Raw genomic sequence first — 18,687 nt, forward strand, 5'->3', positions numbered from 1 at the left:
CCGGCGCCGGCGCGACGGGACCTTTCATGTCCAGCCACTACTCAGGTAGACGCCTGGTCGTACTCGTTTGAACCCTCAGTCGAAGGCTGCGCCGCCCAGTAAAGGAGCAGCAAGATCCCGATTACCGTGAACGCAATCAGTTGCCACCAACCACTGCGGCCTATGTCGTGGAGGCGGCGTGCGCCAACAGCAACCGCCGGCAGCACCATGGCCAAAGCCGCAAGAAAATTAATCACGTCACCAAAGAAAGAAGTGACGATAGAGACCAGAATCTGAAACAGGAAAAACCACCAGAACTCGGCGCGCGTTGCGCGCCCGGAAAAAGTGGCGTATTTTGAAAAACAGGTTGATATGGCTTGGCCGAAGTCCATGGCTCTCTCCTCCTCAGGATAGATACGGGGTGAATTCCCCGCGCCATGATATGCGAGAGTCGCGCTTCCAACTATCGCAAACGGTCATCAAATCGGCGCTCAGCCACTGTCCCGCCATGAATGTTTTACAGCTGCTACGCGATAGCGCTCGCGAGAACCGGGTTCAGTTGATTCAAGGTCCCATACAGCTGATCTGCAAGTTGTTCAGGCTCGACACAGTGGATAGCGTGCCACCCCAGGGCACGTGCCGCATCCACATTCACCAACGCGTCATCAATAAAAAGCGTCCGGACAGGCTCAAGGCCATGGCGCTCTGCCAGCAACTCATAGATGGCTGCGCCCGGTTTGGCGAGCTTGACGTCCCCGGAAAAAATGCCGCCATCAAACCACTTGAGAAAAGCATGCTTTCGCTCCAGAGACCGGGCAAATGGTGCGGGCATGTTGGAGAGGAAATAAAGCTGCAGATCAGCGCCCTGATCCCGCTGGCCGCGCAGGCGGGACAGCAAATTCACGTTGCACACGATGGGGGCTAACTCTTCGCCGATGGGAGCCATCAACCCATGCAACGCGTCAGACGGGAGCGAGAGACGCGCAGCGGTCTTATGAACCACGGCATCCAGTTCGACCACGCCTCGGTCGAAGTCTTGCCAGTCGTTGTGGTGAAAAACCTCTCGCGCAAATTGTTGGGCCTGATCCGGCGTTTCTGTGAACTCGGGAAAATGCCGGCGCAAAAGCTGTGCTGGCTGCCATGCAAACAGGATGGCACCAAAGTCGAACACGATGTTCATGCGCGCAGCCTCGTCAGGAGGCCAGCGGTCGACCCGTCCAGCCCCGCAGAATCTCCACTCTCCAGGCGTGCTTCCAGATCCTTGGCCAAAACCTTGCCAAGCTCGACGCCCCACTGGTCGAAACTGTTGATGCCCCAAATCGCGCCACTGACAAACACGCGGTGTTCTTGCAGGGCAATCAGGGCGCCCAGGCTCGCGGGTGTCAAAGTGTCCAGCAACAAAAATGTGCTGGGCCGGTTGCCCGAGAAATGTTTGTGGCCACCGTCATCTGCCTTGCCCAACATCAGGGCCTGGGCTTGGGCCAGGGCGTTGGCGAGCAATTTTTCCTGATGTCCGGGCAATCCATGCCCGGCTTTTTTTACAGTCACAAATTCGACCGGCACCACATCCGTGCCCTGGTGCAGCATTTGAAAGTACGCGTGCTGGCCGTTGGTACCAGGCTCGCCCCACAGCACGGGCGCTGTGGCATATGGCAGCGTCGTGCCCTGTGCGTCGACACTTTTACCGTTGCTCTCCATTTCCAGCTGTTGCAGGTAGGCAGGCAAGCGGCGCAAGGCGCTGCTGTACGGCGCAATACTGCGGCTGGTGAAGCCGAGGAAGTTTCGGTACCAGACGTCGAGCAGGCCCAGGCGAACCGGCAGGTTTTGCGCGAGCGGGGCCGTACGAAAATGTGCGTCCATCGCATGGGCACCAGCCAGCAACTCGCGAAAGCCAGCACCACCGATTGCAATGGCAATCGGCAAGCCAATGGCCGACCACAGTGAATAGCGTCCACCCACCCAATCCCAAAATCCGAAAGTCGTGCTGATACCAAACGCATTGGCTGCGGCAACGTTTGTCGTCAATGCAGCAAAGTGGCGTGCTATGTCCTTACCACCCCGTGCTTCAAACCACTGCCTGGCAGATGCCGCGTTGGTCATGGTCTCGGTTGTCGTGAAGGTCTTCGAGGCAATCAAAAACAGCGTGTTCTGCGGTTTAAGCTGCGCCAGGACACCGGCAAGTTCACTGCCGTCCACGTTGGATACAAAGTGAATGCGCTTGCCCGGCAATCGAAAATCTTCAAGTGCCAGCACCACCATCTGCGGACCCAGGTCTGAGCCTCCGATACCGATGTTGACGATGTCGGTGATGTTATCGTCCGCGCGAATTTTCTCCGCGTAAGCCAGCATCGGCTCCAGTGTGTCATGAACCTGCGTCAGCTCGGCTGCTATGCTATTTGTAGCAACTTTTACCCGTGTTTCCTCGGCAGGAGCCGGATTTCTTAACAACCAGTGCATCACAGCACGGTTTTCGGTGCTGTTGACCAACTCTCCGGCGAACATTGCATCGCGGTGCTTCGCAAGCTCACACTGATCAGCCAGATCGAACAGCAAAGCTTCGGTGCCGGCATCGACCAGGTTTTTGGAAAGGTCGGCAAAAACGTGCGGCGCGTCCTGACTGAAGTTTTCAAAGCGCCGGGGATCTGCGGCAAAAGCCGCGTGCAAATCAAATGGCCTCGGGGAAGCTGCGTGGTGAGCCTTGAGCGCGGCCCAGGCTGGCGTTTGATCACACCGGAGAGAAGGATTAGCCATGCCTACGCAGCCAGCATCAACTGTTCAAGCTTGACTGCATCGGCTGCAAAAGCGCGTATGCCTTCTGCCAGTTTCTCTGTGGCCATCGCATCTTCATTGAGTGCGAAACGGAAAGTCACTTCATCAAAATTCACGGCTGGGAGATCAAGCGCCTGCGCCGCCTTGGCATCCAGCGCGGGTTGCAAGGGTGCATCGCTGGCCGCCAACTGCGCCAGCAGGTCGGGACTGATGGTCAGCAGATCGCAGCCTGCCAGCGCGGTGATTTGACCGATATTGCGAAAGCTCGCGCCCATAACTTCGGTGGGGATGCCGAAGTGTTTGTAGTGGTTGTAGATCTCGCGAACGGACTGAACACCAGGGTCGTTTGCGCCCGCCTTGGCAGCCTCGTCCCAGCCAGCACCCGCAGACTTTTTGTACCAGTCGTAAATGCGGCCCACAAACGGGGAGATCAGTTGCACCTTGGCTTGACCGCACGCCACTGCCTGGCAAAAAGAGAAAAGCAAAGTCAGGTTGGTGTGGATGCCGCGGTCTTCCAGCCGGCGCGCGGCTTCGATGCCCTCCCAAGTCGCCGCCACCTTGATCAGCACACGATCAATGTGAATGCCCTCCGCTTCGTACAGCTCAATGATGCGTTCTCCGCGCGTGAAGGTGGCGTTGCTGTCAAAGCTGAGTCTGGCGTCGACTTCTGTGGACACCCGGCCCGGAATGATGGACAGGATCTCGCAGCCAAAACGCACCAGCAGGCGGTCCATGGTCTCGTCAAGGGCACGGCCGCTGAATTTGGCCATCGTATCGGCCAGGAGCGGCTGGTAGTCAGGCTTTTGTACCGCCTTGAGGATCAGCGACGGATTGGTGGTCGCGTCCTGCGGTTTGAAAGCGTCCAGTTGCTTGAAATCGCCGGTGTCCGCAACGACGGTGGTGAATTTTTTGAGGGCTTCGAGTTGATTCATGGCAAAAGTGTAGGTTGGCAAACACGGTGGGGTCTGTCAGAAGAAGCCCCGATTGAGTTACCATTACACCAGAAAAGTAAGAAACTTTATTACAACCTCGGGTTTTTTGGGATTCGATATGAGCTTTGACCTGGTTCTTTTTGGCGGCACCGGCGACTTGACCTGGCGCAAGTTGATGCCTGCGCTGTTTCAGGCTTTCAGGCACGGCTCCCTGCCCAAAGACGGACGCATTCTCGGCGTGGGCCGTGACCCGCTTGATAACGCGCAGTACCGGGCGCTGATCCAGTCGCGCTTTGACAAGGTTGAACTGGCGAAGCGCCCCAGCACAGACGAGTTTGAGCGATTTGCCGCCCTGCTGCACTACCTGCCCATGGACCTGTCCCGGCCAGCCGACTATGCGCGTCTAGCCGAGACGCTGAATGCAAGGCAAGCCAAGACGGTGGTGATGTATCTGGCGACGGCGCCGGCCTTGTTCACGGGCATTTGCGAAAACATGGCCGCCGTTGGCCTCAACGGCCCGCAAACACGCGTGGTGCTGGAAAAGCCGCTCGGGCACGACCTGGCGTCCAACCGCGCCATCAATGAAGCCGTCTTGCGGGTGCTGCCTGAAAACCAGATCTTCCGGATTGACCACTACCTGGGCAAACCATCGGTACAAAACTTGTTTGCGCTGCGCTTCGGCAACTCGCTGTTCGAACCGCTGTGGCGCCGGGAAACCATCGCCAACATTCAGATCACGATTGCCGAAGAACTGGGCGTTGAAAAACGGGGCGCCTTTTACGACAACACCGGCGCGCTGCGCGACATGGTGCAAAACCATGCCCTGCAGCTGCTCTGCGCTATTGGCATGGAGCCACCCATCAACGCCCATGCCGACGCCATACGCGACGAAAAACTCAAGGTGCTGCGTTCGCTCAAAACATGGACCCCCGAGACGCTGAAACAACATGTGGTGCGCGGCCAGTACGCAAGCGGCAGCATCAACGGTGAGGCGGTGCCCGGATATCTTCAGGAAAGCGGCGTCAACCCCGACAGCCATACCGAAACCTTTGTTGCCCTGCGCACAGAGATTGCCAACTGGCGCTGGGCCGGCGTGCCTTTTTATATCCGGACCGGGAAACGTCTTGCCGACCGCGATGCGCATATCGAGGTGAACTTCAGGCCCACACCGCACGCGATTTTCAAAACCCCGCTGGGCCCCGGTAACCGGCTGGTGATCAATCTGCAGCCCAAAGACGGGCTGGAGTTGCATCTGCTGGCGCAGGGCCAGGACAACCGGCTGGGCGCCCGCGCAGCCAGTCAGACCCTGGCACCCGTGCAGCTGGATCTGGATTTTGACAAACGCTTTGGCGCGGAACGCGTTGGCGCGTATGAGCGGCTGCTGCTTGATGTGATTGACGGCCGGCTGAACCTCTTTGTGCGCAGCGACGAACAGGAAGAAGCCTGGCGCTGGGTGGAACCGATTCTGGACGCGTGGAAAAATGATTCGAATGGCCCGCGCCCTTATGCGGCGGGAACTTGGGGTCCGAGCGCGTCGAGCGGAATGATTGCGCGCGATAACTATTGCTGGTCCGAGGAATGTTAGCCCCCACGCTTGTCACTTCGTGTACTGCGCTGCCCCCCGAGGGGGCGCCCCGCCTGCGGCCCGGCGAAGCCGGTTCCGCGGCTCGGACTGGAATGGAACAACGCGCACCTTCGACGCGCTGGTATCTTTCAAGTCAGGGCCGCCGCCCCTGCTTGCAACACCAAAACGGGGGCAACTCCTATGCTTGACCGTATCAAAGCCTCGTTGCCATCGCTGGCGCCAGCGGAGCAGCGTGTGGCGAATTTGGTATTGAGTGACCCGCGGGCATTTGCCAACTTACCAGTGTCGGAGCTCGCCATGCGTGCGCACGTGAGCAAACCAACGGTTATTCGTTTTTGCCGCAGCGTCGGCTATGACGGCCTGTCTGACTTCAAACTCAAGCTGGCGGGCAGCGTCAGCGAAGGCGTGCCCTTCATTCATCGCAGCGTCGATGTGGACGACAAAACGAGCGACATACTGGTCAAGGTCATTGACAACACCGTCGCCGCTTTTCTGAAGTATCGCAACGACGCGTCTACCTTCGCCATTGAAAAAGCCTGCGCCGCACTGGCAGGAACTTACAAAACCGGGCGACGCATTGAGTTCTATGGGGCCGGAAATTCCGGCATCGTCGCACAGGACGCACAACACAAGTTTTTCCGGCTGGGCGTCAACACCATCGCCTACAGCGACGGGCACATGCAGGTGATGAGCGCTTCCATGCTGGGCGCGGGTGACTGCGTGGTGATTGTTTCCAACTCGGGCCGCACGCGGGACTTGATGGATGCCTGCGACATTGCGCGCAAAAATGGCGCTACCACCATCGTGATCACGGCGACGGGTTCGCCCTTGGCCGCAGCTGGTCACATCCACCTGGCCGCAGATCATCCCGAAGGTTACGACCGCTACAGCCCCATGGTGTCGCGCCTGTTGCATTTGATGATCATCGACATCCTGGCGACGACAGTGGCCCTGCGCATAGGCGGTGCGAAGCTGCAACCCTTGCTCAAGGAGATGAAGAATAACTTGCGGAGTAAGCGTTACACGTGAGGTCTGCGGTTGCTAATTGAGCTGCTCGGTCGGCCCTGAGTTCGTCCTTACCCCCTTTGCCTCCGGGCCTGTCATTCCCGACTCGATCGGGAATCCATGTTCGCTTTCTACTGTCCACCGTTCGGGCTGAGCTTGTCGAAGCCTTCTTTGCTTCTTACTTTGGTAATTTGCCTGCTTGCCGGGGGTTGCGCGGCGGCAAGTAACTCTCTTTTGCGTCGCCAAAAGAAAGTCACCAAAGAAAAGGCGACCCTGCTGTCTGCGTCCCGCAGCGATGCTGCGGGACGCAGACAGCGGGGTGGGGCGCGGAGTCAAGATCAAATGCGGATGCGAGGATGGATTCCGGCCTTCGCCGGAATGACAAGCTCTAGCGCGCTTTGCGCGCAAGAGCTTGCACGAGACCGCCATTCATGCACGCGAGCGCAGCACACTGGGCCAAATGTGGCTCCTTTCCCTCGCCCAGCGGGGCGAGGGAAGGGCGGGGGGGTTGGGAGTGGGGAGTTAGTCCTGCCGCCCAAGGCGCAACGCAGACGCAGCGTGACGCCAACAAACTCATTTCGCAAATAAAAAGCGTCGCAGCCCTTTATCCACGGGCGCCAACAGCTATTAAAACGATAGCGCCTAAATACGCCCTTCTTCAACCGCATGACAAGCAATCTTGATGCCCTGAATGTTCAGCAGCTGTGGCCTCTCGGCACGGCAACGATCGTTGACGTGTGGGCAACGCGGATGAAAAGTGCAGCCTGTTGGAGGATTCAAGGGATTGGGAACCTCGCCCTGCACCGGGGTCCGTGCCCTGCCGGTGTCGTGCATCTTCGGAATGGCATCGAGCAGCATGCGCGTGTACGGATGGCGCGGACTTGCAAACAGCGTTTGTTTGTCGGCCAGCTCAACCAGGCGGCCCAGGTACATCACGCCCACCTGGTCACTGACGTGGCGCACCACGGCCAGATTGTGGGAAATGAACAGATAGGTCAACCCACGGTCCCGCTGCAGGTTCTTCATGATGTTGAGAACCTGAGCCTGCACCGACACGTCAAGCGCTGAGGTTGGCTCGTCACACACCAAAAATTCCGGCTCTGTCGCCAGAGCGCGGGCGATGGAAATGCGCTGCCGCTGGCCACCTGAAAACTGGTGCGGGTACTTGACCATGTCCAGTGGTGACAGGCCCACTGACTTGAGAAGTTCTCCGACGCGGGCCTTCAGCTCCGCTGCGTCAGTTATGAGGCCGTGCTCTTTGAGGGGCTCTCCCACTATGTCTTCAACAATCCAGCGCGGATTCAGGCTCGCGTACGGATCCTGAAAAATCATCTGGATGCGGCGGCGCAACTGCCTGCCTTGGGGGGTTTTGAACGCGGCATGTGCATCCTGACCGTCAAAAGTCAGGCCACCGCGAGTGGGCTCGTACAAGCCGACCAATAACCGGGCCACGGTACTTTTCCCACAACCTGATTCGCCCACCAGCGCAAGTGTTTTACCTTTTTCAATTTCGAAGCTGACACCGTCAACAGCGTTCAGCATAAGTTTGGGCTTGCCTTCGAGGACACGGTTCAACCATGGCGGCGATACATCAAATGTCTTTGCAAGGTCATGCGCCTGAACAAGAGGAGCGCTCATGCTGGCACCCCCGCACGGACGTCGTGAAGCCAGCAGGCAGCCCGCGTCTCACCCGCCGGCAACAAAGCCGGTCTTTCCTGTCTGCACCGGTCGAACACTTTCGGGCAGCGCGGGTTAAACGCGCAACCCGCGGGAATGGCGTTCAGGCGCGGCATGGCGCCGTCAATCTGGTTAAGCATTTCGCGATCCATGGTGATGTCGGGAATCGCTGCCATCAACCCTGCGGTGTATGGGTGCGCCGGGTGGTTGATCACCTGATGAACGGGGCCAATTTCGGCAATGCGCCCTGCGTACATCACGGCAACACGGTCGCAGGTTTCGGCAATCACGCCCATGTCGTGGGTGATCAGCATGACGGCGGCACCGCGTTTTTTGCAAATGCTTTTGAGCAGCGTGATAATCTGTGCCTGAATGGATACATCCAGCGCTGTGGTCGGCTCGTCGGCAACAATCAGCTTGGGCTCAGCAGCCAGTGCCAGGGCGATCACAACACGCTGGCGCATGCCGCCGGAGAACTGGTGCGGGTAGTGCTCAATACGCTGCTCAGCTGCAGGAATGCCCGTGTCCTGCAGCAGCGAAATCGCGCGTTGGCGGGCTTCTGCATTGCTGACCGGCAGATGTGCCTGAATGGTTTCTGTCAGCTGTCGACCCACCGTGTACAAGGGGTTGAGGGAGGTCAAGGGATCCTGAAAAATCGCGCCAATCTTGCGGCCGCGGATGCGCCGCATCTGGTCGTACGGCAGGTTGTCGATGCGCTGGCCTTCGAGCAGGATCTGCCCGCCGCCGATGCGGCCCGGCGGCTCCAGCAGGCCGATGATGGCAGCACCGGTCAGCGACTTGCCGGCGCCGGACTCACCCACCACGCCAAGGATTTCACCCGGTGCGATTTCAAAGGAGATGTCGTCCAGCGCGCGCAAGGTGCCGCGCCGGCCCGGAAACTCGACGATCAGGTTTTTGACTTGTAGAAGACTCATTCGCTACTCACTTAATTTAAGCGGCCACCGTGGAACCGGCTTTGCCGGGCCACAGGTGGAGCCCCCTGGAGGGGGAGGCGGCCGAAGGCCGCTTCGGGGGTGTCACCGTAACCTCGGATTGAGTGCGTCACGCAACCAGTCGCCCAGCAGGTTGACGCTGAGTGAAATCGTTACCAGCATCACACCGGGAAACACGGTGATCCACCACTCGCCGGAAAACAGGTAGTCGTTGCCAATGCGGATCAGGGTACCCAGCGACGGCGAGGTGGGCGGCGCGCCCACGCCCAGAAAAGACAAGGTCGCCTCCGTGATGATGGCCGTGGCCACCTGGATGGTTGCCAGCACCAGCACCGGGCCCATGACGTTGGGCAGCACATGGCGGCGCATGATGCGCAGCGGAGTCACACCGGTTACGCGTGCAGCCTGCACATACTCCTTGTTGCGCTCAACCAGCGTGGAGCCACGCACAGTACGCGCGTATTGCACCCACCCTGTGAGGGTGATGGATACGATCAACACCGCCAGTGCAAGGGAGTCCTGCGCGTTCGGAAAGAGCGCCCTTCCCACACCTGCAATGAGCAAGGCCACCAAAATTGCAGGGAAGGACAGCATCACGTCGCACAGGCGCATGAGGGCTGAATCAATCCACCCGCCGTAAAAGCCGGCCAGAAGACCGAAACCCACGCCCACGACGACGGATAACACCACGGACGCAAAACCGACCGCCAGGGAAATACGGGCACCGTACATCAAAGCCGAAAGGATGTCACGGCCCTGATCGTCGGTGCCCAGCAAGTACTTTGACGAACCGCCTTCCGACCAGGCCGGAGGCAAACGCGCATCGCTCAGCTCAAGTGTGGTCAGGTCAAACGGGTTATGCGGAGCGACAAAGCCTGCAAACACCGAACAGAAAATACAGATCAGGGCGACAAGGGCTGCAGCCATCGCGACCGGAGAGGTGCGAAAGCTGTAACCAATGTCGCTGTCCAGCCAGCCGGCAATTATTTTTTTCATGGGTAGGAGAGATGGGAAGGCGCTGCGCCAAAGGGTCAGCGCCTTCTTCGCTTGACGCGGTTACTTCTTGACAGTCATCCACTTGAAGAACATGAAATTGTCAGCCAGCTGGACCAGGTCCACCTTCTTGCTGACGCCCCATGCCAGCGCCTGCTGATGCAAAGGAATGTGTCCGACCTCTGCGGAGTGGGCGTCAAACGCTTCCTTGATCATCGCCGCACGTTTGGTCTTGTCGGTTTCAGACTGGATGGCCTTGGTGAGTTGATCAACTTTTGGATTGCAATAAGCACCCAGATTGAACTGTCCTGCGCCTTTGTCGTCAACGCAGGCCATCAGCGCGTTCAGCGCGTTGTGCGCGTCATAGGTACCCGGCGTCCAGCCCAGCAAATAAAAGCTGGTGTCGCGGCGCAGAATCTTCGGGAAATAAGTACCCTTGGTTTCAGCGGCGAGATTGATCTTGACGCCAATGCGCGACAGGTTGGCAGCGACCGCTTCACAAATCTGACCGTCGTTGACGTACCGGTCGTTGGGGCAGTTCATTGTCACCTCGAAGCCAGTCGGATAACCCGCCTCAGTCAACAACTTCTTTGACGCCTCAGGATCAAAAGGCAGGCGCTTGGCTTCTGCAGAAAATCCGTTAATACCTGGTCCTACCATCAATGCCGTAGGGTTGGAGGCACCACGCATTACCGTGCGCTTGATACCCTCGATATCGATGGCCTGATAAACCGCCTGACGGACGCGTTTGTCCTTGAATGGGTTTTTGCCCTTAACGCTGGAGTAAAGGAGCTCGTCACGCTTTTGGTCCATGCCCAAGAATATGGTGCGCAACTCCGGGCCTGTGACGGCACGTGCGCCAGCGCTGGCATTGACACGCGCCACGTCCTGCACGGGCACCGGCTCCATCACGTCGATTTCGCCAGACAGCAAGGCAGCCACGCGCGTTGGGTCATTGCCAATCGGTGTGTAGACCACATCCTGCACGTTGCCCTCAATCTTGCCCCAGTAGTTCCCGTTGCGGGAGAACGTCGTGCGCACGTTGGGCTGGCGCTCACGCAGGCGATAAGGGCCAGTGCCGTTGGCGCGGAAAGAGGCCGCATTTTCAATACCCTTGCGCCGATCGACGGGACGCAGCGCCTGGTTGGTCTCACACCATTTTTTGCTCATGATGTAGGCCAGCGACAGCACCTCGGGGAGGATGGGGAAAGGCGTCTTGGTTTCGATATCCACCGTGAAGTCATCAACCTTGCGGACTTCCTTGAAGTCGTTGGTATAACTCTTCATGTCAGAGCCTTCGGCCTGGGTGCGTGCAAACGAGAACAGCACGTCATCTGCGGTAAACGGGGTGCCGTCGTGGAAGGTCACGCCTTTGCGAAGCTCAAAGCGCCAAACCGTTGGCGACGTTTGGCGCCAGGCGGTTGCCAGCGCGGGCGCCAGGCTCAAATCCTTGTTGCGCCCCACCAGGCCTTCGTAGACGTTGCCCGTCACGCTGAGTTGCAGCGACTCATTGAGCGAGTGGGGATCCATGGACAATGCGTCGCCCTGATTGGCGATTCGCACCGTCTGCGCAGACGCCGCAAAGGCCGCGGCTGCCAGGGCCGCGCCCACCAGCGTAAAGACAGCATTTTTTTTGAAACTCATGAAGTTCTCCTGTTGAACAAAAAGTTGTTTAGCGTGACGCGATTAAAGGCATGGATTGTTCAACCAGGCCTGCGTGCAAAGCTGCACCGAGGGGCAGGATGTCGTCGTTGAAGTCGTAGCGGGCGTTGTGCAAAAAACAGCTACCAACGCCGTTTTCAGCTCCCTGCCCGATGCGCATGTAAGCGCCTGGCTTGACCTGCAACATGAAAGAAAAGTCTTCTGCCCCCATGCTGGGCGCCATGTCGCTCACCACATGGTCCGGGCCCACCACCGATTCAGCTACTTTCACTGCGAACCGGGTTTCGTCGAATGAGTTCACGGTGGCCGGGTAGATGCGTTCATAGTGCACAGAGGCCGTGGCACCAAAGCCCAGAGCCACCGCACTGCACAACTCGCTCAGGCGGCGCTCTATCAGGTCCTGAACTTCCGGATTGAAGCTGCGAACCGTGCCCACCAATGTGGCCTTGCCCGGCACCACGCTCATGGCACCCAGGTCCCCGGCCTGCATGGCGCATATGCTGACCACCGCACTATCAACCGGGTTGACATTGCGCGAGGCAATACTCTGGACAGCGGTGATGATGTGGGCGGCGGCCAGCACCGGGTCGACCGTCATGTAAGCATGGGCGCCGTGACCGCCGCGCCCCGTGATTTCAATGGTGACGCGGTCTGCAGCTGCCATCATCGGCCCCGTCCGGATGCCTACCGTTCCCGGCTTCATGGCCGGCCAGTTGTGCATGGCGTACACCGCGTCAACCGGAAAGCGGTCGAAGAGGCCGTCTTCAATCATGGCCTTCGCGCCCGCAAAACCTTCTTCACCGGGTTGAAAAATCAGCACGGCCGTGCCATCAAACTCGCGGGTAGCCGCAAGATAGCGCGCAGCTCCAACCAGCATGGCCGTATGCCCGTCGTGCCCACAACCATGCATCATGCCGGTCTTCTGGGACTTCCAGGCAAAGTCGTTGTGCTCGGTCATGGTCAGCGCATCCATGTCGGCGCGCAGGCCCGTCATTTTGCCGCTGGTGTTGCGCTTTCCTTTGATGACGGCAACCACTCCGGTCTTGCCAATGCCGGAGTGAATCTCGTCCGCGCCGCAATGCTCAAGCGCTTCCTTCACACGGGCGGCGGTGTAAACCTCTTCAAAGCCCAGCTCGGGATGAGCATGCAAATCACGGCGAAAAGCAGTCAGCTCGGGGTGGTAAGCGCTGATATGGGCAAACGCACGGCCATTGGCCTTTAGCGTGGGGACGGGGCGCGGCGCCAGCATCAATGACCCCCGGCACCACCGACGCGCAGCCGTGGGTCGACCACGAAGTACAGCAAGTCCACCACCAGATTGATTACCACGAAGATGAGCGCGATCAGACACAAATAGGCTGCCATGACAGGGATGTCGGCAAAGGTGACGGCCTGAATAAACAATAACCCCATGCCAGGCCATTGAAAAACCGTCTCCGTAATGATGGCGAAGGCGATCAGCCCCCCCAACTGCAACCCGGTGATGGTCATTACGGGCACGAGCGTGTTTTTAAGGGCGTGCCCGAAGTGGATGGCACTATTGGACAGGCCACGAGCGCGCGCAAACTTGATGTAATCCGTGCGCAGCACTTCCAGCATCTCTGCACGGACCAGTCGCATGATCAGCGTGAGCTGGAAGATGGCGAGGGTCACAGCGGGCAGGACAAGATGCTGCCAGCCTTTGGCCGTCAGCAGGCCAGTGCTCCACCAGCCCATTTTCACCACGTCACCGCGTCCGAAACTCGGGAACCAGCCCAAGCCTACTGCGAAGACAAGGATCAGCAAAATACCGATCAGAAAAGTCGGCAGAGAGACACCGAGCAAAGAAACCGTCATGAACAGCTGACTCAAAAAAGTGCCGCGGCGCAGTGCTGCGTAAACACCCATAGGAATTCCGATGAACAGGGCCAGCAGAGCGGCTGCCAACGCAAGCTCCAGCGTGGCGGGAAAGCGCTCGGCAATCAGGCGCGAGACTTTGGCTCCCTGGCGCAAACTCAGACCGAACTCGCCTTGAACTGCATTGACCAGAAAGTGGCCAAATTGCACAAAGAAGGGCTGGTCCAGCCCGAGATCTGCGCGTAACTGTGCAATCTGCGCAGGTTGAGCGTCCTGTCCAAGCAAAAACACGACCGGATCACCCACGTACTGAAATAGCATGAAGGCGATAAACGCCACACTGATCATGACGATCACAGCCTGAAACAGGCGACGAAGAATGAATGCAAACATCGAAATTGAGATTAAAAACGTCAGCTGATGCTAGCAGAGCAAGCAACGTGCCGGTACCGGGATTTCCTTTAGACCTAAAGGGAATGCGTAGAAAAAAGGATCCCGGAGGATCCTTTTTTGCCTGGCTTAGTTGACCTTGATAAGTCGCCAGTCGATCCGGGCATCAGCACGATGCACCAAATCAATGTTTTTCTTCATGGCCCATGGAATGATCTGGTTGTACAGAGGCAGGTGCGACACGGTATCGTTACTCAGCTGCAGGCCTTCGGTTAGAAGGCGGTTGCGTATCAAGATGTCACTTTCCGATTTGGCGCGATCAACGACGGCGTCCATGCGCGGGTTGCTGTAGCGACCCACGTTGTAATTGCCATCGCCGCCCGTTCCTACACTACGCGTGAGTGACTGCAGGCTATACATCGCGTCAAACGTTGGCACACCCCAGCCCAGCATGTAGATGCTGGCTTCGTAACGCTGGATCATCGGGAAATAGGTGACCAAGGGGAGCGTGCGCAACTTTGCCTTCACGCCAATGCGCGACCACATGGCCGTCACCGCCTGACAAATTTCCTCATCATTGATGTAGCGGTTATTTGGACAAGCAAAATCGACTTCGAAACCGCTAGGGTAGCCAGCTTCGGCCAGAAGTTTTTTAGACACTTCAGGATCAAAGGGAAGACGCTTGTGCACGCCTTCGGTCCAGCCGTTGACCTGCGGCGCCACCATGGCACCCGTGGCCTGACCCAAGCCGCGCAAGCTCACGCGGACAATGCTATTGACGTCGATAGCCTGGTATAAGGCCTTTCGCACCCGCAAGTCCTTAAGTGGATTTTTGCCTTTGATGTTGGAGCCAGGCAATTCTTCTCGGAACTGGTCCATGCCAAAGAAAAGTGTGCGATTTTCCACGCCGTCGATCACCTTCAGGTTGGGACTGCTGCGCAGGCGGGCCAGATCCTGCGGGCTAGGGTCGAGCACAAAGTCAACTTCACCAGACAACAAGGCCGCCACTCGTGTGGCCTCGGATTTAATCGGCGTGAAGATAATCTCGGTGATATTCCCTTCCATCTTTCCCCACCAGTTCGGATTGGCGTTGAAAACCATTTTTTGATCAGGCTGCCACAGCGTGAGGGTAAAAGGCCCAGTGCCCATCGCGTTCCGGTTGGCAAAAGTCTCTTGGTTAACGTTTTTGATGTCTTTAGGCTCCACAGAGTCGTTCTTCTCAGCCCACGCTTTGCTCATCATCCGCAACTCGGTAAGTTGATTGAGAAGAACAGGGTTTGGCCCCTTCGTGAAAATGTCAATCGTATTCGGGCCGACTTTCACTATGCGGTCAAATCCGGAAACATAAGGCGTGAAATTGGACGTCTTGGCCATGGCCCTCGTCAATGAGTAGACCGCGTCGTCAGCAGTAAAAAGCGATCCATCAGAAAATTTGACACCTTGACGCAGGGTGACGCGCAACTGACTTGGATTTACCTGCGTCCAAGAGGTGGCCAGCATGGGCTCTATCTTGAAAGTCCGGCTGTTGTAGTACACAAGGGACTCGTACACAGCGGCGTGAATTCCACTCTGCAAAGCATTGTTTTGAGAGTGAATGTCCCAGGTGGAAATTTCACCGGCGGCGGCCCATTTGAATGTTTTGGCATGGAGGGCTGGCGCGCCCGAGAGAACTGCAACGGCGGCAGCAGCACACAATGCAAGTTTGAGTTTCATAGGAAGACCTATCAGTTGGAAAGCTGCCTACTATGCAACAAGAATGCCTGATGCATCCAAGGACTTTCCCTCAATGACTGCCCGCCCCGACTATCTGGGCAGCATTGCAGTCCCGAGTGTGACAGGGCCATACCAGGCTTTGGCTTTTGAGCGGGTGTTGTCGCTGTCCGTCATGATGGCGATGCCAACCAAAGCGCCGGGTTCTTCACCAAATGCTTTTTTGTAGTCAGCGCGAATGTTTCGCTCGTAATTGATCCACTGGTGCAGCCTGGCCTCGCCGGACTCCACAACGAGTTTACGGACCCGATCTGTGCGGTCGTTAACGATGACCGAGCCGGGTTGGCGCGTATTGCACCACACATACATGAGGGTGGCGTACGGCATGGGCTCGCCGCTCAAGGCATTGGCGAGCTCGGACAACATGGTGTTTTTGGCGGACAGCTTGCTGCGATCCCCCTCAAAAGCCAGAACGATGCGAACAGGGGAGTCGTCAGATTCGCGAACACCCATGTCAGCTAGGGCGATCAGCTCAGGCACCATCCACGAAAAGCGAACACCGTCCAATTGCGCAGGCTCTACACGAACTACCTGCCGCACCATGCTGGCAGACGACAAGGATGTAGCCGCTATGGCGTCCCGGCCATCAAGCCGTACATACTTGAACTGACTGGCCTGTTTACCGGGAAATGACTGGTGCCGCCACACGGGGGGCGGGGCATTTTCCGCAGTCTGCGCGGTCGAGGCCATGACCCACGGCTTGGCTTGATCTTCAAATAAAGCGGGATTGCCGGGAAAAGAAGCACAGGCGACCAGTTGCAAAATCAGTGCACCAGTAAAAGCTCGACGAAAAAATGCCAGGAGTCCATTTCGACTTAAGTGCACGGACAACCTGTTCATCGAAATAATTTGGGATGCGGATAACACCGTGTCAAAGCAATAAAAAACCCTGCCGTGTGACCACGGCAGGGTTTTTTGGCTCGTCAATCAGCTAGCTTGCGCTAGCAAAAATCAGAACTGGTGGACAACGCCGAGGGCGTAGCCAGAGTTGCGCGAGGAAGAACCAGTGGTGTTAACCAAAGCACCGCCAACGATGGCGTTGGAGCGTCCAGAGCCGGTCACACGATCACGACCAACTGCTGCGTACACATAAGTACGCTTGCTGAGGTCGTACGTGGTGCCGATTTGGAACGCGCGTGTTTTGCTGTCGTTAACTATGGTGTTGCCCCCAGCGTCTGCGCTGCTGCTTGTCTTGCCAGTAGCGACCAGAACGTAGGGAGTAAACGCACCCATAGGAAACTTCGAGCCGATTTCAACGCCGCGCGTACGCAGGCTAACAGGCAGGGCCGCCGCTGGCAGGGTCTGAGTAGCACCTGTCGTGCGTGCACGCTCCATGATGATGTAAGGAATCGCTACCCCAAAGTTGTAGCTCAAAGCAAATGCTGTGTCACGGACTTTGCCGTCAGTAGTTGCCGAAGTCGCCGCAGCGCCGGTCTGTGTGGAGACGCGAGCTTGCCCGTGGGTCAATTGCGTATTCAAAGGACCATTGTTGTAGGCAACGCTAGCCATGGCACCGCGGGTCCGAGCGTCCGTACTTGTAGCTGGAGCCGCAACACCACCGGTAATGACTTGCGAAGAACCTTTGGTACGCTCGCCGACAAAACCGATCGAAGCTGTAAAGCCGCCCATATTTGGAGTCTTGTATGCGATTGCGTTCTGTGAACGACCGCTGAGACCGGCGGGCTGAACGCTCTTGGCCAGATAGTCACCGCCAGCGATGTTGAACGTGCCAGCACTGTAACCGCGGACGTCGTCAAGCGAGTTGAGGTAGGTACCAATGGTCACGGAACCGAAACCGCCAGCCAACTGGACCAGAGCCAAACGGGTAGCGCCGAAAGAAGTAGCTTGGGTGCTGTAGCCGTTGCTCAACTGGGATGCTCCAGGAGCATTGTCAGAAGCAAGGCGTGTTTCAAACGCGAAGTTAGCGCGCAAACCGCCACCGAGGTCTTCAGTACCGCGAACGCCCAGGCGCTGCGTTGTGCGCATGCTTTCTGCGCCTGCCAAGCTGGTGCTCTTGGAGTCCGAGTTCGTTGTGGTGCTGACGCCAGCGGGCGTTGTCGTTGTGGTGCTAGATGTGTTCTTGTTGACAGCGTGACCCATGTCCAAACGGCCATACAGGGTGACAGAAGACTGAGCGGAGACTGCACCGATGAAGGACAGTGCAGCCAGCGCGACTAGGGATTTTTTCATTGCGAGTTTCTCCAAGGTTAAACATAGGGCTCCAGGATTCGGATCCCCGGGCCAACCTCCGTTTAGGAAGTTGTATGTATTGCACCAGAGGCCGGGACCTTTCGCAAAGGAAATAGCCACCTAATTTCATTTCCGTTGCACCCTTGCAACAAATGCCCGTCACCTCGTAGGACAAACGCCACAAGCCAAGCAAAAGGGGCTCTGGGTACGGGGAGGCGCCCCTCCGCATCCGGACAGATAAACTGTCTTCTCGCCGCCTGTCAGCTTAAAAACAAGTGAAAAGACCCCCGGAACCTCATGGACACCCTGCTCAATGCCGCCGACAGTGCCCTGCGCACCCTTTTCGCTAAACCCCACGCCAGCCGGGCATGCCCCACCGTTGCCGGGCAAGCCACAGAGCTGAGTGGTCCTGAAAAAGCCCTTGTGGGCGCCTTGATGCGGGTCAACCACGTGGGGGAAGTTTGCGCCCAGGCCCTTTACGCCTCCCAGGCGCTAAGCACCAAAAACCCTGTTTTGCGCCAGCATTTCATGGAGGCCAGCCGCGAAGAAGGTGACCACCTGGCGTGGACGCGCGAAAGGCTTGAAGAGCTGGGCGCACGGCCGTCCCTGCTCAATCCCCTCTGGTATGCGGGTGCATTTGGCCTGGGTCTATTGGCGGGGCGCCTGGGGGACAAGGCCAGCCTGGGCTTTGTCGTCGAAACCGAGCGGCAGGTTGAGGCCCATCTGGCCACCCACCTGGAGCGCCTGCCCTCTGGCGACCACGCCTCGCGCGCCATCGTGGCGCAGATGAAGGACGACGAAGCCCGGCATGCGCAAGAGGCTCAAAATGCAGGCGGATTTGAGCTTCCTGCACCTGTTAAAGCCTTAATGCGGGCATCGGCCAAAGTCATGACAACAACGGCTCACTACATCTAATTGCTATGCATTTAATAGCGATAAAGCTTTG

The 18,687-nt window shown here is 57.9% G+C and carries 16 protein-coding genes; 3 read left to right on the plus strand and 13 right to left on the minus strand.

The annotated features are described in order from the left end of the window. Nucleotides 1–41: 41 nt before the first annotated feature. The 4 genes from VE934_RS03970 to tal all read right to left on the minus strand — a co-directional run bounded on the left by VE934_RS03970 (nucleotide 42) and on the right by tal (nucleotide 3,680). Complete coding sequence (locus tag VE934_RS03970) at nucleotides 42–371, minus strand: DUF805 domain-containing protein (RefSeq protein WP_324884558.1); 330 nt, start codon at nucleotides 369–371, stop codon at nucleotides 42–44. 134 nt (nucleotides 372–505) lie between these two features. Continuing rightward, complete coding sequence (locus VE934_RS03975; protein ID WP_324884560.1) at nucleotides 506–1,159, minus strand: HAD family phosphatase; 654 nt, start codon at nucleotides 1,157–1,159, stop codon at nucleotides 506–508. After that, complete coding sequence (gene pgi, locus VE934_RS03980; protein ID WP_324884562.1) at nucleotides 1,156–2,730, minus strand: glucose-6-phosphate isomerase; 1,575 nt, start codon at nucleotides 2,728–2,730, stop codon at nucleotides 1,156–1,158. The genes VE934_RS03975 and pgi overlap by 4 nt, the downstream gene beginning before the upstream one ends. Before the next feature lie 2 nt (nucleotides 2,731–2,732). Then, the gene (gene tal, locus VE934_RS03985) at nucleotides 2,733–3,680 is read right to left on the minus strand and encodes a transaldolase (RefSeq protein WP_324884564.1); all 948 of its coding nucleotides are present in this window, start codon (nucleotides 3,678–3,680) and stop codon (nucleotides 2,733–2,735) included. Nucleotides 3,681–3,798: 118 nt separating this feature from the next. On the opposite strand from tal, the gene zwf reads away from it, so the two are divergent. Both zwf and VE934_RS03995 read left to right on the plus strand, forming a co-directional pair. Continuing rightward, nucleotides 3,799–5,265, plus strand: coding sequence for a glucose-6-phosphate dehydrogenase (gene zwf / locus VE934_RS03990; protein WP_324884565.1), 1,467 nt, complete (start codon nucleotides 3,799–3,801; stop codon nucleotides 5,263–5,265). A gap of 180 nt (nucleotides 5,266–5,445) precedes the next feature. Next, nucleotides 5,446–6,294 (plus strand): SIS domain-containing protein, encoded by an 849-nt coding sequence (locus tag VE934_RS03995; RefSeq protein ID WP_324884567.1) that lies wholly within the window; start codon nucleotides 5,446–5,448, stop codon nucleotides 6,292–6,294. Between the two features lie 618 nt (nucleotides 6,295–6,912). On the opposite strand, the gene VE934_RS04000 is transcribed toward VE934_RS03995, so the two are convergent. The 9 genes from VE934_RS04000 to VE934_RS04040 all read right to left on the minus strand — a co-directional run bounded on the left by VE934_RS04000 (nucleotide 6,913) and on the right by VE934_RS04040 (nucleotide 17,741). Continuing rightward, a complete protein-coding gene (locus VE934_RS04000) occupies nucleotides 6,913–7,908 on the minus strand; it encodes a dipeptide ABC transporter ATP-binding protein (protein WP_324884569.1) in 996 nt (331 codons plus the stop codon). Continuing rightward, complete coding sequence (locus VE934_RS04005; protein ID WP_324884571.1) at nucleotides 7,905–8,882, minus strand: ABC transporter ATP-binding protein; 978 nt, start codon at nucleotides 8,880–8,882, stop codon at nucleotides 7,905–7,907. The genes VE934_RS04000 and VE934_RS04005 overlap by 4 nt, the downstream gene beginning before the upstream one ends. Nucleotides 8,883–8,984: 102 nt before the next feature. Beyond that, nucleotides 8,985–9,896 (minus strand): ABC transporter permease, encoded by a 912-nt coding sequence (locus VE934_RS04010; protein WP_324884573.1) that lies wholly within the window; start codon nucleotides 9,894–9,896, stop codon nucleotides 8,985–8,987. A 60-nt stretch (nucleotides 9,897–9,956) separates the two neighbouring features. Then, entirely contained in the window at nucleotides 9,957–11,537 is a 1,581-nt protein-coding gene (locus tag VE934_RS04015) for an ABC transporter substrate-binding protein (RefSeq protein ID WP_324884574.1), read from the minus strand. A 28-nt stretch (nucleotides 11,538–11,565) separates the two neighbouring features. Next, nucleotides 11,566–12,804 (minus strand): M20 aminoacylase family protein, encoded by a 1,239-nt coding sequence (locus VE934_RS04020; protein WP_324884576.1) that lies wholly within the window; start codon nucleotides 12,802–12,804, stop codon nucleotides 11,566–11,568. Next, nucleotides 12,804–13,784 (minus strand): ABC transporter permease, encoded by a 981-nt coding sequence (locus VE934_RS04025; RefSeq protein ID WP_324884578.1) that lies wholly within the window; start codon nucleotides 13,782–13,784, stop codon nucleotides 12,804–12,806. Before VE934_RS04025 ends, VE934_RS04020 begins: the two co-directional genes overlap by 1 nt. Nucleotides 13,785–13,910: 126 nt before the next feature. Then, entirely contained in the window at nucleotides 13,911–15,494 is a 1,584-nt protein-coding gene (locus VE934_RS04030) for an ABC transporter substrate-binding protein (protein WP_324884580.1), read from the minus strand. Nucleotides 15,495–15,584: 90 nt separating this feature from the next. Further along, on the minus strand, nucleotides 15,585–16,241 hold the full coding sequence (locus VE934_RS04035) for a DUF3047 domain-containing protein (RefSeq protein WP_324884582.1): 657 nt from the start codon (nucleotides 16,239–16,241) through the stop codon (nucleotides 15,585–15,587). Nucleotides 16,242–16,502: 261 nt separating this feature from the next. After that, nucleotides 16,503–17,741, minus strand: a complete 1,239-nt coding sequence (locus tag VE934_RS04040; protein WP_324884584.1) for a porin — start codon at nucleotides 17,739–17,741, stop codon at nucleotides 16,503–16,505. Between the two features lie 297 nt (nucleotides 17,742–18,038). On the opposite strand from VE934_RS04040, the gene coq7 reads away from it, so the two are divergent. After that, the gene (coq7, locus tag VE934_RS04045; RefSeq protein ID WP_324884586.1) at nucleotides 18,039–18,656 is read left to right on the plus strand and encodes a 2-polyprenyl-3-methyl-6-methoxy-1,4-benzoquinone monooxygenase; all 618 of its coding nucleotides are present in this window, start codon (nucleotides 18,039–18,041) and stop codon (nucleotides 18,654–18,656) included. The last annotated feature ends 31 nt before the right edge of the window (nucleotides 18,657–18,687 follow it).

The sequence above is a fragment of the Polaromonas sp. genome (assembly GCF_035638815.1).
GTDB lineage: Bacteria > Pseudomonadota > Gammaproteobacteria > Burkholderiales > Burkholderiaceae_C > Polaromonas.

Coding starts and splice junctions, on each gene's coding strand:
- coq7 (WP_324884586.1), top strand. CDS start 18,039: ATGGACACCCTGCTCAATGCCGCCGACAGTGCCCTGCGCACCCTTTTC.
- VE934_RS03995 (WP_324884567.1), top strand. CDS start 5,446: ATGCTTGACCGTATCAAAGCCTCGTTGCCATCGCTGGCGCCAGCGGAG.
- VE934_RS04030 (WP_324884580.1), bottom strand. CDS start 15,494: ATGAAACTCAAACTTGCATTGTGTGCTGCTGCCGCCGTTGCAGTTCTC.
- VE934_RS04020 (WP_324884576.1), bottom strand. CDS start 12,804: ATGCTGGCGCCGCGCCCCGTCCCCACGCTAAAGGCCAATGGCCGTGCG.
- zwf (WP_324884565.1), top strand. CDS start 3,799: ATGAGCTTTGACCTGGTTCTTTTTGGCGGCACCGGCGACTTGACCTGG.
- VE934_RS04035 (WP_324884582.1), bottom strand. CDS start 16,241: ATGGCCTCGACCGCGCAGACTGCGGAAAATGCCCCGCCCCCCGTGTGG.
- VE934_RS03970 (WP_324884558.1), bottom strand. CDS start 371: ATGGACTTCGGCCAAGCCATATCAACCTGTTTTTCAAAATACGCCACT.
- VE934_RS04000 (WP_324884569.1), bottom strand. CDS start 7,908: ATGAGCGCTCCTCTTGTTCAGGCGCATGACCTTGCAAAGACATTTGAT.
- VE934_RS03975 (WP_324884560.1), bottom strand. CDS start 1,159: ATGAACATCGTGTTCGACTTTGGTGCCATCCTGTTTGCATGGCAGCCA.
- VE934_RS04015 (WP_324884574.1), bottom strand. CDS start 11,537: ATGAGTTTCAAAAAAAATGCTGTCTTTACGCTGGTGGGCGCGGCCCTG.
- pgi (WP_324884562.1), bottom strand. CDS start 2,730: ATGGCTAATCCTTCTCTCCGGTGTGATCAAACGCCAGCCTGGGCCGCG.
- tal (WP_324884564.1), bottom strand. CDS start 3,680: ATGAATCAACTCGAAGCCCTCAAAAAATTCACCACCGTCGTTGCGGAC.
- VE934_RS04040 (WP_324884584.1), bottom strand. CDS start 17,741: ATGAAAAAATCCCTAGTCGCGCTGGCTGCACTGTCCTTCATCGGTGCA.
- VE934_RS04005 (WP_324884571.1), bottom strand. CDS start 8,882: ATGAGTCTTCTACAAGTCAAAAACCTGATCGTCGAGTTTCCGGGCCGG.
- VE934_RS04025 (WP_324884578.1), bottom strand. CDS start 13,784: ATGTTTGCATTCATTCTTCGTCGCCTGTTTCAGGCTGTGATCGTCATG.
- VE934_RS04010 (WP_324884573.1), bottom strand. CDS start 9,896: ATGAAAAAAATAATTGCCGGCTGGCTGGACAGCGACATTGGTTACAGC.